This is a genomic window from Kerstersia sp. (assembly GCF_052103615.1).
Taxonomy (GTDB): Bacteria; Pseudomonadota; Gammaproteobacteria; order Burkholderiales; family Burkholderiaceae_B; genus Kerstersia.
On sequence record NZ_JBQEKA010000076.1, the window covers coordinates 1 to 15,408 of the forward strand.

11 protein-coding genes and 2 pseudogenes are annotated in these 15,408 nt (G+C 61.8%); 3 read left to right on the top strand and 10 right to left on the bottom strand.

Annotated elements, in window-relative coordinates; genetic code table 11:
- Window positions 1-18 precede the first annotated feature (18 nt).
- From ACTJGZ_RS12995 to ACTJGZ_RS13005, 3 genes and pseudogenes are all read right to left on the bottom strand, one after another.
- Window positions 19-96 (bottom strand): annotated as a pseudogene (locus tag ACTJGZ_RS12995) (SEC-C metal-binding domain-containing protein); the annotation flags it as partial.
- A gap of 95 nt (window positions 97-191) precedes the next feature.
- Window positions 192-2,730, bottom strand: a pseudogene (gene secA, locus ACTJGZ_RS13000) (preprotein translocase subunit SecA); the annotation flags it as partial.
- Window positions 2,731-2,780: 50 nt separating this feature from the next.
- Window positions 2,781-3,773: a M23 family metallopeptidase gene (locus ACTJGZ_RS13005; protein WP_441663338.1), complete on the bottom strand. Its 993-nt coding sequence runs from the start codon at window positions 3,771-3,773 to the stop codon at window positions 2,781-2,783.
- Window positions 3,774-3,823: 50 nt separating this feature from the next.
- On the opposite strand from ACTJGZ_RS13005, the gene ACTJGZ_RS13010 reads away from it, so the two are divergent.
- Window positions 3,824-4,297, top strand: coding sequence for a DciA family protein (locus ACTJGZ_RS13010; protein ID WP_441663347.1), 474 nt, complete (start codon window positions 3,824-3,826; stop codon window positions 4,295-4,297).
- Between the two features lie 221 nt (window positions 4,298-4,518).
- Here the strand turns inward: ACTJGZ_RS13010 and lpxC are convergent, their stop codons facing one another.
- The 3 genes from lpxC to ACTJGZ_RS13025 all read right to left on the bottom strand — a co-directional run bounded on the left by lpxC (window position 4,519) and on the right by ACTJGZ_RS13025 (window position 8,815).
- On the bottom strand, window positions 4,519-5,445 hold the full coding sequence (lpxC, locus tag ACTJGZ_RS13015; protein WP_415834449.1) for a UDP-3-O-acyl-N-acetylglucosamine deacetylase: 927 nt from the start codon (window positions 5,443-5,445) through the stop codon (window positions 4,519-4,521).
- A gap of 167 nt (window positions 5,446-5,612) precedes the next feature.
- On the bottom strand, window positions 5,613-6,092 hold the full coding sequence (locus ACTJGZ_RS13020; RefSeq protein ID WP_441663339.1) for a barstar family protein: 480 nt from the start codon (window positions 6,090-6,092) through the stop codon (window positions 5,613-5,615).
- A 431-nt stretch (window positions 6,093-6,523) separates the two neighbouring features.
- The gene (locus tag ACTJGZ_RS13025) at window positions 6,524-8,815 is read right to left on the bottom strand and encodes an NADP-dependent malic enzyme (RefSeq protein ID WP_441663340.1); all 2,292 of its coding nucleotides are present in this window, start codon (window positions 8,813-8,815) and stop codon (window positions 6,524-6,526) included.
- A 200-nt stretch (window positions 8,816-9,015) separates the two neighbouring features.
- Between ACTJGZ_RS13025 and ACTJGZ_RS13030 the strand changes: the two genes are divergently transcribed.
- A complete protein-coding gene (locus ACTJGZ_RS13030; RefSeq protein WP_441663341.1) occupies window positions 9,016-10,182 on the top strand; it encodes a pyridoxal phosphate-dependent aminotransferase in 1,167 nt (388 codons plus the stop codon).
- A gap of 28 nt (window positions 10,183-10,210) precedes the next feature.
- On the opposite strand, the gene ACTJGZ_RS13035 is transcribed toward ACTJGZ_RS13030, so the two are convergent.
- Complete coding sequence (locus ACTJGZ_RS13035; RefSeq protein ID WP_441663342.1) at window positions 10,211-10,999, bottom strand: lytic transglycosylase domain-containing protein; 789 nt, start codon at window positions 10,997-10,999, stop codon at window positions 10,211-10,213.
- A gap of 134 nt (window positions 11,000-11,133) precedes the next feature.
- On the opposite strand from ACTJGZ_RS13035, the gene ACTJGZ_RS13040 reads away from it, so the two are divergent.
- On the top strand, window positions 11,134-12,678 hold the full coding sequence (locus tag ACTJGZ_RS13040; RefSeq protein ID WP_441663343.1) for a UbiD family decarboxylase: 1,545 nt from the start codon (window positions 11,134-11,136) through the stop codon (window positions 12,676-12,678).
- A gap of 134 nt (window positions 12,679-12,812) precedes the next feature.
- Here ACTJGZ_RS13040 and ACTJGZ_RS13045 read toward each other — a convergent pair whose 3' ends face one another.
- From ACTJGZ_RS13045 to ACTJGZ_RS13055, 3 genes are all read right to left on the bottom strand, one after another.
- The gene (locus ACTJGZ_RS13045; RefSeq protein WP_441663344.1) at window positions 12,813-13,607 is read right to left on the bottom strand and encodes a heme ABC transporter ATP-binding protein; all 795 of its coding nucleotides are present in this window, start codon (window positions 13,605-13,607) and stop codon (window positions 12,813-12,815) included.
- On the bottom strand, window positions 13,604-14,608 hold the full coding sequence (locus tag ACTJGZ_RS13050; RefSeq protein WP_441663345.1) for a FecCD family ABC transporter permease: 1,005 nt from the start codon (window positions 14,606-14,608) through the stop codon (window positions 13,604-13,606). Before ACTJGZ_RS13050 ends, ACTJGZ_RS13045 begins: the two co-directional genes overlap by 4 nt.
- A 1-nt stretch (window position 14,609) precedes the next feature.
- Window positions 14,610-15,408 (bottom strand): heme/hemin ABC transporter substrate-binding protein (locus tag ACTJGZ_RS13055; RefSeq protein ID WP_441663346.1); only part of this gene is annotated, 799 nt, incomplete at its 5' end.

Genomic DNA, 15,408 nt, shown 5'->3' on the forward strand with positions numbered 1-15,408 from the left:
ACTGCCGCTATACGCGCCTTACACCAGCTTGCCGTGGCATTGCTTGTACTTCTTGCCGCTGCCGCAAGGGCACGGGTCGTTACGCCCGACCACCGGCATGGTATCGCCACTGGGTACCGATTCATCAACGGTTTCGCCACCTGCCTGATACTGCGCATTGCGCACCTGGGCATCCGGCTCGGTCTGAGCAACCTGTTCGGCCTGCTCCGGCGACTGGATGCGCACTGTCATCAATACCTTGACGACCTCATTACGCACGCGATCCAGCATATCGGAGAACAGCTCAAACGCTTCACGCTTGTATTCCTGCTTCGGATTCTTCTGCGCATAGCCGCGCAGGTGAATCCCCTGGCGCAGATGATCCAGCGCGGACAGGTGAACACGCCACTGCAAATCCATGGCTTGCAGCAGGATGGAGCGCTCGAACTGCCCCCAGCTCTCGGCGCCGACGCGCTCGATCTTGCCGTGATAGACGGAACGCGCCGCTTCCAGCACCTCAGCCAGGATTTCTTCCTCGCCGTAATCCGATTGTTTTTCCAGCTGATCCACCAGCGGCAACGACAGTTGCCACTCGGCTTCCAGCACATTCTGCAAACCCGCCACATCCCATTGCTCTTCCAGCGTGCCATGCGGCACATACTGGCCGACGAGCTCCTGGAAGGTGGCATCGCGCAGGTTATCAACCATTTCGGTCAGCGATTCGGACCGCAGCACTTCATTACGCTGCGCGTAAATCACCTTGCGCTGGTCATTGGAAACGTCATCGTATTCCAGCAGCTGCTTGCGGATATCGAAGTTGCGGGCTTCGACCTTGCGCTGTGCCGTTTCGATGGAACGCGACACCATGCCTGCTTCGATAGGCTCGCCTTCCGGCAGACGCAGGCGTTCCATGATGGCGCGCACCCGCTCACCGGCGAAGATGCGCATCAAGGGATCTTCCAGCGACAGGTAGAAGCGCGAAGAACCCGGATCCCCTTGCCGGCCGGCACGGCCACGCAACTGGTTGTCGATACGGCGCGACTCGTGCCGCTCGGTACCGATAATACGCAGGCCACCCGCCTCCTTCACCTGGCGGTTGAGCGGCTCCCATTCGGCGCGCACCGCAGCAATGCGTTCAGCCTTGACGGCTTCGGTCAGGCTGTCATCCTGCTGGATCGCGGCGATCTGTTTCTCAATGCTGCCGCCCAGCACAATATCGGTACCACGGCCTGCCATGTTGGTGGCAAGGGTGATATGACCGGGCTTGCCTGCTTCCGCGACAATCTCTGCTTCACGGGCGTGTTGCTTGGCGTTCAGCACATTGTGCCGCAAGCCGGCAGCTTGCAGGCGCTCGGAAATCAGCTCGGAATTTTCAATGCTGGTGGTACCCACCAGCACCGGCTGGCCGCGCTCATGGCAATCGCGGATGTCCGCGATAATGGCGTTGTATTTCTCTTCGTTGGTCTTGAATACCTGGTCGTTCTGGTCTTTACGAACCATCGGCCGGTTGGTCGGGATGATGACCGTTTCCAGACCATAAGTCTGCTGGAATTCGTAGGCTTCAGTATCCGCCGTCCCCGTCATGCCGCCCAGTTTGTCGTACATGCGGAAGTAATTCTGGAAGGTGATCGAGGCCAGCGTCTGGTTCTCGTTCTGGATTTTCACCCCTTCCTTGGCTTCGACCGCCTGGTGCAGGCCATCGGACCAGCGCCGGCCCGCCATGAGGCGGCCAGTGAACTCGTCAACAATGACCACTTCACCATCTTGCACCACATAATGCTGGTCGCGATGGAACAGATTATGAGCGCGCAACGCTGCCATCAAGTGATGCATCAGCGTGATATGGCGCGGGTCATAGAGCGACTCGCCTTCGGGCAGCAGGCCCAGGCGGGCCAGAATCTGCTCGGAATGCTCATGACCGCTTTCCGAGAGATAAACCTGATGGCTTTTCTCGTCAACCCAGAAGTCGCCTTCGGGTTCCGGCTCATGCGCCTTGGGCTCTGAGGCCATGCGCTTGAGCAGCGGCGGCACGGCATTCATGCTCACATACATCTGGGTATGGTCTTCAGCCGGGCCGGAAATGATCAGCGGGGTGCGCGCTTCGTCAATCAGGATGGAATCGACCTCATCGACGATCGCAAAGAACAGCTCGCGCTGACGCTTGTCGTCGGCGCGATATTCCATGTTGTCGCGCAGGTAGTCGAAACCGAATTCGTTGTTCGTGCCGTAAGTGATATCTGCACGATAAGCGGCACGCTTCTCTTCGTTATCCTGCTGGGGAACAACCACACCCACCGTCAGGCCGAGGAAATTATAAAGACGCGCCATCTGGGCAGCATCGCGCCGCGCCAGGTAATCGTTGACCGTCACCACATGCACGCCTTGACCGGCCAGCGCATTCAGATATACCGGCAAGGTCGCCATCAGCGTCTTGCCTTCACCGGTGCGCATTTCGGCAATCTTGCCATCATGCAGCGCCATGCCGCCCATCAGCTGGACGTCGAAGTGGCGCATGCCGAATACACGGCGGCCGACCTCCCGCACGACGGCAAAAGCCTCGGGCAACAGGGCATCCAGCTTGGCGCCATCGGCCAGGCGTTGTTTGAACTCTGGGGTTTTGGCCGCCAGCGCTTCATCGGACAACGCCTTGATGGAATCTTCCAGCGCATTGATTTGCACTACCTGGCGCCGGTACTGCTTGAGCAACCGATCATTACGGCTGCCAACGATTTTTTTCAGCAGAGAAAGCATGCGAGTGGGGTCACAGTTAGCGGACTCGCCGCACAAGGAAACAGCCCAGTTTAACGCAGTCGGGACGACTTATTCCCTGCTTCATCCAAAATACCCGCCAAAGTGCTTTGAGAGGCATTCGCAGCCAGGAACAGTTTGGGGTCCAGCGCCTGGCCCGCCATACGGACTTCAAAATGCAAATGCGGCCCGGTGGAGCGCCCGGTCGAACCGACTTCGGCAATTTTCTGCCCCGGCGCAACCAGATCCCCATTTTTCACCAGCAGCTTGCGCGCATGCGCATAACGGGTAATCAAGCCATCACCATGGTCGATCTCTACCATATTGCCATAGGCGTTGTGATAGCCGGACTCCACCACCACGCCGCCGGAAGCCGCCACAATCGGCGTGCCCGACGGCGCAGCGAAGTCCAGGCCCTCATGCATGGACATGCGCCCAGTCACCGGATTGCGGCGCCAACCGTAGGAGGATGACAAATACGGAAACTTTTCTGCCAGCGGCTGCAACGTAGGTATGCGCGCCCGATCCGCCCCCTGGCGTGTCAACGCCGCATCCAGCACGGTATACATCCCTGACTGCGCTTCGAGCTTGCGTTGCAATTCATCCAGCAAACGGCCGATATCTTCGGCGCTGTAACGGGGAGCCGGCGTTGCGCCATCGGTATCATCCATCACCCCGTCCACCGGGCTCAAGGCGCCGCCCGCCGCACCGGAATGAAACTCGCCCTCCGGCACACGCATGCCCGCGCGGTTAGCCAGGCGGCGGCCCAGGCCGTCCAGGGTGGCCAGGCGGGCTTGCAGGTCACCGACCTTGCCTGCCAGCATGCCCACGTTGTCACGCAAAAAGGCGGAATCGCGCAAAACCTGCTCAGGCGGCATAATACGTTCACGCGGCACGCCGCCACGCACATCCCAATAACGCATGCCCAACGCGCCCAGCGCCGCCGCTGCGACCAGGCCGGCCGCGAGCAGCAGGGTGACGGGCAAACCCGCCAGCACCCGCCGCGTTATCTCACCGCCGCTGCGGTGAACTATCATAATCTTCATTACAGACTTCCCTTGAACCTTGCAGCCACGGTATGACCACCGCCAAGACCATGCGTTCCCGTACGACTGACAGCCGGATCCAACACTGGCTGGATGCCAGCGCCGGAGGCTCCGGCATCATGGCGATTGCCAAGCATCATCTTCAGATACAGGAGGCGCTGCAAAAGATACTGCCGACCGCTCTCGGGGCGGTCTGCGAGGTTGCGCGTGCCGAACAGAACCGGCTGCTACTGGCCGTTCCCAGCGCCGCTCATGCGGCAAAACTGCGGCAACTGGCACCCTCGATCAGCAGGGCGCTCTGCGCTCAAGGCTGGAACCTTACCGAAATTAGCATCAGGATTCAAGCAGATTTGCGACAATTGAAGTCTCAATGGCAGCGTCCCAAGCCAACAGCCCGCCCTCTGGATGCAAGCGCGCTGCAGGCGTTTTCCGCCCTGCATCAGGATCTGCAACCCGGTCCGCTGGCTGACGCAGTGGCCCGTCTGCTGCGCCACCACACCCCGGACAATTCAGACAATTCCTGAAGCGCTCCGCCCTGGCTGCCGGCCCCGGCAGATTTTGCCGCGCGGCAAGCGCCGCGCCATCAGGCCAGCCTCAGCCCCTGCCTTGACGGCGGCCAAGGCGCTGCCTGGTTAACAAAACACCCCTTGTCATCTGCGGATTTCGCAGTGACAAGGGGTGTTTGATTTTCCGGCAAGCCCCGGGGATTCAAGCCCCGGCCTGCCTGCCATACGGACACTGGCAGTCAGGCCAGCTTCCAGGCGCGCTGGAAGACTGGCGCCGCTTCGGCCTGCTCTTCTTCGAATGTCACGATTTCCCAGGCATCCTGCTGCTCCAGCAAGGCACGGGAAATACGATTGTTCAGCGCGTGGCCCGACTTGCAGGCGACATAGCGCGCCATCAGCGGCTTGCCAATCAGATAGAGATCCCCAATCGCATCCAGGATCTTGTGTTTGACGAATTCATCGTCATAACGCAGGCCATCATTGTTGAGCACGCGGTACTCATCCATCACGATGGCGTTATCCAGGCTGCCGCCACGCGCCAGACCGACGGCGCGCAGGGCCTCGACTTCATTGACGAAGCCGAAAGTGCGGGCGCGAGCGATTTCACGCGTATAGGAATGGGTGGCGAAGTCGATTTCAGCAAACCCTGCCGTCGCGTCGATGGCCGGATGATGAAAGTCGATAGAAAACGCCATGGAGAAACCGTTATACGGTTCCAGGCGCGCCCATTTTTCATTGCGGCCTTCGCCTTCGCGGACTTCAACGGTTTTGAGCACGCGCAGGAATTTCTTGGGCGCTTTCTGTTCTTCAATGCCTGCCGAACGCAGCAGGTACACAAAGGTCCCGGCGCTGCCATCCATGATGGGCACTTCTTCAGCAGTCAGGTCGATGTGAATGTTGTCGATACCCAGCCCGGCCAGCGCGGACATGATGTGCTCCACCGTGGAAACACGCACGTTGCCTTGCTGCAACACTGAGGCCAGACGGGTATCGCCCACCTGGTCCGCCAGCGCGGGCAGATCGACGACTTCCGGCAAATCCACACGATGGAAGACGATACCGGTATCAGGTGCCGCCGGACGCATGACGAGTTCTACCCGCAGGCCTGAATGCAGGCCAACGCCAGCGGTACGTACGACATTTTTGATGGTGCGTTGACGGAGCATGATACGGTCACGAGAAAAATGAACCCGACATGGCACTGTCATCAGACAGTGCCTTTCACGCTATTGTAACGCTGGCGGCGCGCCAGGGACAGCACACTGACATTTGTTGAAAACGAAAAAACCGTGCGGGCCGGCCCATTTCTGCGCCATACCGCCAATCCGGCGATTTATTCTTCGTCGCCGCTTGCCTGCGCGCTCCAGGATTGCGCAAGCCCGGGCTCCGGGTCGGGGTGACGGCCCGCATGCTCAATGACAAAGGCAAACACCTTGCCGGTATCCGCCACCGCTTCGGCCACATTTTCGCAGACCGTCTGGATTTCCCGGGCATCGCCCTCCAGCGCGGGATCCCCGGAATGCAGGCGGCGCAAATACAACAGCACGCCCTGGCGCTGCTCCTGAACCGTGTCTGTCAGACAATCGTAAAGACTGTCCATATCGTTGCCAAAGAACACGGGAAAATCCACGGCTTTGGCAATGGCGCGCAGCACGGCCGAGCGGCTGCGCGCCCGGTCGCAATCGGCAATAAAGAAACCCAGGCCCTGTGCGGACGCGGCGGCCTCCAGGCCAGCGGCATCCGCCTGGCCGAGATCAATGGCACCCCCGCGCTGAAGCGCCTGCGCCAGACCGTTTGAAGGGGTCGAACTCATGTTTGCGTCTCCCTGAACAACGCAGTAACAGTCTCGCTAGGCCGCATCGTATCGGCATAGCGTAATCCAATCAATTCCCGGGTTTTCCCGGCAATACGCGGGGGACGAGCCGCCTGCCTGCCTCACCTGGAGACACGGCTGCCCCGGTTTGCTTCGATGATTCTCCGCCGCAAAGGGCGGGGCCAGCGAAGCGCCGGAAACGGCAGGCCGGTATGGCTGCGCCAGACCGCGCGGGCGAAGAATACCGGATTTTTTTCCCGCCGTTTCATTTCGTGCGCATTTCGATGCCACGATCTCCGCATCATTGCATATCCAGACCTTTCCGGGCAGCCTTGGTTCCCGCGATCTGCCTCTTTCCGGACGCAAAAACGGCGCCACTTCCGTGCAGGGAAATGGCGCCGTCATCAGCACCGCCACAAAACAGCGGGCAATCAGCGTCCGCTATTTGCATCCACGACCGTCAATGCGGTCATGTTGACGATGCGGCGCACCGTCGCGCTGGAGGTCAGCACATTGACCGGCGCATTCGCGCCCAGCAGGAAGGGGCCAATGGCGATATTGCCGCCCGCCGCCGTTTTCAACAGGTTGTAGGCGATATTGCCGGCATCGACGTTGGGGCAGACCAGCAGATTGGCCTCGCCCGACAAGGTCGATGACGGCAGGATACGCATGCGCAGGCTTTCATCCAGCGCGCAGTCGCCATGCATTTCACCATCGACTTCCAGATCCGGGGCGCGTTCGCGCAGCAGCGCCAGCGCCGCCCGCATTTTTTCGCCCGAACGGGCGCCGCCGCCGCCAAAGTTGGAGCGCGACAGCAAGGCGACCTTGGGCACCAGTTTCAAACGGCGCATTTCTTCAGCCGCTGCCATGGTGAACTCGGCAATCTGCTCGGCGGTCGGGTCATCATTGACGTGCGTATCGACCAGCGCCAATGCGCGCGATTCGAGCAGCAGAATATTCATGGCGGCGTAGGTATTGACGCCAGGGCGCTTGCCGATCACTTCGTCGATCAGCTGCAGGTGATTGCCATAGGAGCCCACCGTGCCGCACACCATGCCATCGGCGTCGCCCAGGCGCACCATCATGGCGCCGATCAGCGTCAAGCGCCGGCGCATTTCCACCCGTGCCATTTCCTTGGAAATGCCGCGTCGGCTCATGAGATCCCAGTAAGTGCTCCAGTAGCGGTTGAAGCGCTCGTCGAACTCGGGATTGGTGACATCCACATCCACGCCCAGGCGCAGGCGCAGACCGAATTTTTCGATGCGGCTGGCCAGCACATTGGGGCGGCCGATCAGAATGGGCTTGGCCAGCTTTTCATCCACCACCACTTGCACCGCACGCAGCACGCGCTCATCTTCGCCTTCCGCGAACACGATGCGCGCCTTGCCCCCTTCTGTCACCAGGCGCTTGGCTTCCGCGAAGGCCGGACGCATAAAGGCGCCGGAGTGATAGACGAACTGCTGCAGCTGCGCCACATAGCTGTCCATATCCGCAATCGGGCGCTGGGCCACACCGCCTTCCATGGCGGCGCGCGCCACCGCTGGCGCAATGCGCACGAGCAGGCGCGGATCGAAAGGCTTGGGAATGAAATACTCAGGCCCGAAGGAGGTGCCGTAAGAGCCATAGGCCGCCGCGACGGTCTCGTCCTGTTCTTCCTTGGCCAGATCGGCGATGGCGTACACCGCCGCCTTCTCCATATCCAGCGTGATCGTGGTCGCGCCCACATCCAGCGCGCCGCGGAAGATGTACGGGAAGCACAGCACGTTGTTGACCTGGTTGGGATAATCCGAACGTCCCGTCGCGATCACGACATCATCACGCGCCGCATGCGCTTCCTCGGGCAGGATTTCCGGCCGCGGGTTGGCCAGCGCCAGAATCAGCGGGCGGGCCGCCATGGTCTTGACCATCTCCTGCTTCAACACACCGCCTGCCGATGCTCCCAGGAACACGTCCGCACCGCCAATCACCTCGGCCAGCGTCCGCGCATCGGTTGCCTGGGCATAGCGCGCCTTGTTGTCATCCATCAGTTCGGTGCGGCCGTCATACACCACGCCGGCGATATCCGTCACCCAGATATGCTCGCGCGGCAGGCCCAGCTCGACCAGCAGATCCAGGCAAGCCAGGGCCGCTGCGCCGGCGCCGGATGTGACCAACTTGATATCCTTGATGTCCTTTTCCACCACCCGCAGGCCGTTGATGATCGCTGCTGCCACACAGATGGCCGTGCCATGCTGATCATCATGGAACACCGGAATATTCATGCGCTCGCGCAAGGTCCGCTCGACCGTAAAACATTCCGGCGCCTTGATATCTTCCAGATTGATCCCGCCGAAGGTCGGCTCCAGGCTGGCGATGATGTCGATCAGCTTCTGCGGATCGGACTCATTGATCTCGATATCGAACACATCAATGCCGGCAAACTTCTTGAACAGCACGGCCTTGCCTTCCATGACCGGTTTGGACGCCAGGGCGCCGATATTGCCCAGCCCCAGCACGGCGGAACCATTGGTAATCACGCCAACCAGATTGCCTTTGCCGGTGTAGCGGAAAGCATTGGCAGGATCCGCCACGATTTCCTCGCAAGGCACAGCCACGCCAGGCGAATAGGCCAGCGCCATATCGCGCTGATTGCTCAATTGCTTGGTCGGCACAACCGACAGTTTGCCAGGACGGCCTTGCTCGTGATAGTCGAGGGCAGTCTGGCGCAGAGTATCGTTAACCATGGCGAATCCGAAAACCGTGTTGATGATAGGGATATACGGGAGGCCATTCTAGCCCCTTAACGCGGAAAACGCCGCATCGCGCCACTTCCCCCCCTCAGCCCCGGCGCGTCCGAGCTGGCCTGAGCTGCCATGGCTGACTACAATTCGCCCGTGACCCGGCACCTTTCCCTGCCCGGTCCGACACTCTGCTCAGGACGCACATGCCCTCTCCTTCCCCCTCGCTGCGCACATTGGACATCCAGCCTTTTCAAGCCATGGAAATTTTCAAACAGGCGCTGGCGCGCCAGGCTGCCGGGGCGGATATCATCAGCCTGGGCATAGGCGAACCCGACTTCACCGCCCCGGAGCCCGTGCTGGACGCCCTGGCGCGCGCCGCCCGCGATGGACTGAGCGGCTATACCCCCACGGTAGGCATCCCCGCGCTGCGCGAGGCCATTGCGCGCTACTACGGAGAGCACATGGGCGCGCCGGTGGATCCGTCGCGCGTCATCGTGACGCAAGGCGCCTCCGGCGCCCTGCTACTCGCCGCGCTGACCCTCATCAACCCGGGCGACGAAATCCTGCTGCCTGACCCCAGCTACCCCGCCAACCGGAACTTCATCAGTTGCGCTGGCGGCGTGGCGCGCCAGATCCCCTGCCAGGCCACAGAGAACTACCAATTGTCGGCTGCCAGCGTGACAGCTCACTGGCGCGAACAGACCCGGGGCATTCTGGTCGCTTCGCCCAGCAATCCCACGGGGACTTCCGTGCCCTATGCGGCCATGGCAGACCTGCTGCAAGCGGTACGCGCGCGCGGCGGCCTGTCCATCGTCGATGAAATTTATCTGGGCCTGTCCTATGAGCAAGCGCCGCGTTCAGCCCTGGCGCTGGATGATGACCTGATCATCCTGAACAGTTTCTCCAAGTACTTCCACATGACCGGCTGGCGCCTGGGCTGGATGATCGTGCCGCAGCCGCTGGTGGCAGTTGTGGAAAAACTGGCGTCCAATCTGATGATCTGCCCGCCAGCGCTATCGCAATACGCCGCGCTGGCCTGCTTCGATCCGGCCTCGCTGGCCATTTATGAGCAGCGCCGGCAAATCTTCCAGGCGCGGCGCGACTTCCTGCTGCCAGCCTTTGAACAGCTGGGCTTGCAGGTGCATGCCCGCCCCGACGGGGCGTTCTATATTTATGCGGATATCAGCGCCCATTCCAGCGACAGCCAGGCCTTCTCGCTGCGCCTGCTGGATGAAGCAGGGATTGCCGCCGTGCCTGGGCACGACTTCGGCCCGACGCATGGCGCCCAAAGCATGCGTTTTTCCTACGCGACGGCAACCGAAAAACTGGAAGAAGCCGTGGCCCGCATGGGCAAGATGCTGGGACGCTAAATGCCGGGGCGCTCAAGCCGCCCCAGGCTTAGCGCACTAGCGGTATGCCTGCCGCCAGCGCTAGCCGGCGGCGCTCCGCCAGTACGCGCGCGCCATAGCCGCCGTCCGACGGCCCGGTAGCTCCGACATAACAGGCCAGCCCCCCCTGCACCGAACCCCGCCTGCGAATACAGTCCGACAGAATCGTGCTGCCGACATTGATATTCACCACGGGATTCAAGGCTTGCGACGGCCCGCCGAAGGGATCCAGCTTGTCACGGTGCACGCGCGTCATCACCTGCATCAGGCCCTGAGCGCCCACCGAGCTTTCCGCCAAGGGGTTGTAGCGCGATTCGATGGCAATCACTGCCAGCAGCAACAAAGGGTCCAGTTCTTTTTCATGGGCGACACGGAAACTGGTGGCCACCACTCCCCCCGTTGCATCATAAGCAACGCGGTATTTACGGGCGATATAACTGCGCAAGGCGTCCACCTGTCCAACACTGACGCCCAGCTCGCGCATGATTTCCAAAGGCAAGGAAACGTGGTTCAAAGATGCCAGACCTTGCGTATTACCCGCGCTGGGCACATTCTGGCCCGAGGTCTGCACCGAAGCATTTGCAAAAGCTTCGGATTCCAGCGGATAAATTTCCGCCAGCACCGCCTGCTGGATCCGCACCATTTGCTGGCGCACATCAGGCAACAAGGCAGTCAATAGGCCGGCGACCAAGACGCCTAGCCCCAGATAGCGGGTGCCGACGCGGGTCAACGCCCCCAGTGAACCGTACGCGCTCTTCGCATACCGCCGCCAGCTCCCGGATTCAGGATCTGCGGACATGGTTAAACTCCATCAATAACATAAAAATCAAGCCCGGATGTTAACCTCTTTCACCCGGCCTCCCCGTCCGCAAGGGCAAAGGGGGGCGGCAGGAAACGTTTTTTACAATCGGCTTCGTTTCGTCAGGAGTCATCTTGAAGTATCGCGACCTCAGGGATTTCATTGCCCAGCTTGAACAGCGCGATGCGCTGCGGCGTGTCAACGCGCCGGTATCCACCCACCTGGAAATGACCGAAATCGGCGACCGCGTGCTGCGCCAGGGCGGGCCCGCGCTGTTATTCGAAAATGCGCTGCACAATGGCGCCCGGGCATCCATGCCGGTGCTGGCCAATCTGTTCGGCACGCCGCAACGGGTCGCCTGGGGCATGGGCGCCGAAGACGTCTCGGCCCTGCGTGAAACCGGGGAATTGCTGGCTTCGCTGCGCGAACCCGAACCGCCGCGAGACCTGCGCGACACCTTTGCCAAGGTCGGCATGCTCAAGGCCGCGCTCTGGGATATGCGCCCCAGCAATGTGCGCAGCCCGGCCTGCCAGGAAATCGTGCTGGAAGGCAATGATGTGGATTTGAACAATCTGCCATTGCAGCATTGCTGGCCTGGCGACGCCGCGCCGCTGCTGACCTGGGGCCTGGTCATCACCCAGGGGCCACGCGCCAAACGCCAGAACCTGGGCATTTACCGGCAACAACTGCTGGGGCACAACAAGCTCATCATGCGCTGGCTATCGCACCGTGGCGGCGCGCTGGACTTCCGCGATCACCAGCTGGCCAATCCCGGCCAGCCCTTCCCGGTCGCGGTCGCGCTGGGCGCCGACCCCGCGACCATTCTGGGCGCTGTCACGCCAGTCCCCGACAGCCTGTCGGAATACCAGTTTGCCGGCCTGCTGCGCGGCGGCCGCACCGAGGTGGCGTCGGCGCTGGGCAGCAAGCTGTCGGTACCGGCACGCGCCGAAATCATTCTGGAAGGCCATCTCCTGCCCAGCAGCGACCCGCGCGCCATTGCCCCCCAGGTTCCCGACGGCGCCCCGCCCCCGCCGGACAGCGGCTATGAGATGGCGCTGGAAGGCCCCTACGGCGACCACACTGGCTACTACAACGAGCAAGACTGGTTCCCGGTCTTTACGGTAGATCGCATCACCATGCGCCGCGACCCGATCTACCACACGACTTACACGGGCAAACCGCCAGATGAACCCGCTGTGCTCGGCGTCGCGCTCAACGAAGTATTCGTGCCGCTATTGCGGCGCCAGTTGCCGGAAATCACCGATTTCTATCTACCGCCCGAAGGCTGCAGCTACCGGCTGGCCATCGTCTCCATCCGCAAACAGTACGCCGGCCACGCCAAACGCGTCATGTTCGGCATCTGGAGCATCCTGCGTCAATTCATGTACACGAAATTCATCATCGTTGTGGATGAAGACATCAACATCCGGGACTGGAAGGAAGTGGTCTGGGCCATGACGACGCGGATGGACCCGGTGCGGGATGCCGTGCCAGTCGAAAACACCCCCATCGACTATCTGGACTTTGCCTCGCCCGTTTCCGGCCTGGGCGGCAAGATGGGGTTTGATGCCACCAACAAGTGGCCAGGCGAGACCAGCCGTGAGTGGGGCCGCCCCATCACCATGGATGCAGAGGTGCAAAAACGCGTCGATGCCATGTGGGAAACACTGGGGCTATAACCATTCCCCAGCAACCCGGCAAAAAAGAAACGGGCCGTTCCGGCCCGTTTTTCCGTTTTCAGTCCTAGGGTTTGCCGCCTTTGGGTTTGCCGCCCCTGTCTTTACCGCCCATTTTCCAGCAGGGCCTTGCGGCGTCAATCCAGGTCGAAACAGACCAGCGGCCGTTCCGGTGCCAGGGGGTGAGGCAACACACGGACCGGCATGTCATAGACTTCCGCCAGATTCGCTTCGGTCAAGACCGCTGTCGGCGCGCCGCAGGCGATCAGCCGTCCTTGCGCCAGCAAGGCAATCCGGTCGCACCAGCGCGCCGCCAGATTGACGTCATGCAGGATGGCAAGCACCCCCAGCCGTTCGGTGGCCGCCAATTTCGTTACCGCACGCAGCAAACCCTGCTGATGGCGCGGATCCAGACTGGCGGTCGGCTCATCGAGCATCAGATAGCGCGCATCTCCTGCGGTACGGCCTACCAGACATTGCAGCAGCACGCGAGCGCTTTGCACACGCTGCTGTTCGCCGCCGGACAATTCGCCATAACGCCGCCCTAAAAAGGCTTCGCATTCGACACAAGCCAGGGCGCGATGGATTTCTGCCTCCACCACTGCCGGTTCAACCTCGGGGAAAGGATAAGCCCCCATGGCCACAACCTGATCCACTGGCATATCAAACGACAGCGAGGAATGCTGCGGCAAGACGGCTCGGCGGCGCGCCAGGCCATGATGCCCGACAGCGGCCAGTTCCGTGCCATCCAAAGTCACCTGCCCCTGCTGGTACGAAAGCTCATTGGCCAGCGCGCCAAGCAAAGTGGATTTGCCCGCGCCATTGGCGCCCAGCAGGGCAACAACACTGCCGGATAACAGATCCAGGGAAACGTCAGACAGGATTTCACGCTGCCGCCGGGCGACAGCAATCTTATTGGCACTCAGGCTCATGTCAGCCCCTTGCGACGGGCCAGCAGCCACAGGAAGAACGGACCGCCGATCAGGCTGGTCACCAGCCCGATGGGCAGCTCAGCCGGAATGACGGCAATGCGCGACACCCAATCGGCCAGCGTCAGCCCCAGCCCGCCAGCAACGACGGACCCCGGCAACAGCCAGCGGTGATCAGCGCCGAACGTCAGCCTGATCAGGTGCGGCACCACCAGACCGACAAAGGCGATTCCCCCCGTCACAGCAACCAGCGGGCCGACAATCAATGCCGTCCCCACCACCAGGCGGCGGCGTATGGATTTCAGCGCATAGCCCAAATGCTGGGCTTCACGCTCACCCAGCAGCAAGGCATTGAGCGCCCGCCACTGAAACAACATCCAGGCGCCCACGATCAGCAGCCAGGGGGCCAGATAGCCCAGCAGCTTCCAGTCTGCGGCAGCCAGGCTGCCCATGCTCCAGAACGTCAGGTCACGCAGCTGGGTATCTGTCGCGATGAAGGTGAAAATACCGATAATGCTGCCCGCCACCGCATTGATGGCAATCCCGGCCAGCAGCAGGCCAGCCACGCCAGGAAAGCGCCGCCCCAACATATAGGCCAGCATCGTCGCCAGCAGACTGCCGACAAAAGCCGCAGGCGCCAGCACCCAGAAGCCGCCGTTCGTCAGCACAATGGCCCCGACCGCCCCCAGCGAACCCCCGGCGGAAATCCCGACCAGGCCGGGTTCAGCCAGCGGATTGCGGAACAAGGCCTGCATCACGGCGCCGGACACCGCTAGCGCCGCGCCGGCCAGCAAGGCGAACAATACCCGCGGCAAGCGGATATCGAGCAGCACATTGCGCCATAGAGTTTCATTCGGCGCCTGCGTGCCAGCCAGCAAGGCCGGAATACGCGCCAGGGGAATTTCCACTGCCCCGGAAACCGCAGCCAACAGGGCAATCAACAAGGTAAACGCCGTCAGTCCCAGCAGCCCAACACGCTGGGAACGGCTTGTACTAAGCGCCACGTCAGGAACCGCTGGCGCTGCCGGCTGCGGGCCGGGCTGCAGCTTCCTTCAGGCTGCGCAGGGCTTCGGGCAAGCGCGGCCCCATCCCCATAATCAGCAGGTCATCCAGCGCCAGCACACGGCCAGCCTGGGCGGCCGGAGTCGCGGATACGCCGGGCAACTGCAGGAATTTTTCCATGCCGCCAACGGCCTCCAGAGACATCGTGGTCGTCACGATCATCTCGGGCGCCAGCTGAATCACGCCTTCGGCCGACAAGGTTTTGTAACCTTGCTGGCTGGCCAGCGCGTTGGTCAGGCCCGCCAGCTTCAGGACTTCATTGACAGCCGTGCCGTCACCCGCCCCCGACGGCTTGCTGGTGCGCACCATGATGAACAGGGTGGACAAGGGTGTTTCCGGCAGCGCCTGGCTGGCAGCCAGCTCTGTCCGCACTTTTTCGGCCAGCGCCTTGCCGGCTGCCGGGTCTTCCAGCGCCGCGGCCACACCGTCGATACGCTCGAACAGCGATTCCACCGAATGCCCGTCGGGCACCTGCACCACCTTGATGCCGAGGTCGCCCAGACGTTTGAAGGTCTGTTGCGGGCCCGCCTGATCGGAAGCCAGGATCAGATCCGGCTGCATGGCGGCTATCCCTTCTACCGGCGCGGTGCGGTAATAGCCTACCCGCGGCAAATCCTGCACAGCAGCAGGATAAATGCTGGAAATATCGCTGGCCACGACACTGTCGCCATGGCCCAGGTCATAGATGATCTCGGTCACCGTGCCGCCTAGCGACACAATACGTTCCGGGGCCGCTTGCGCC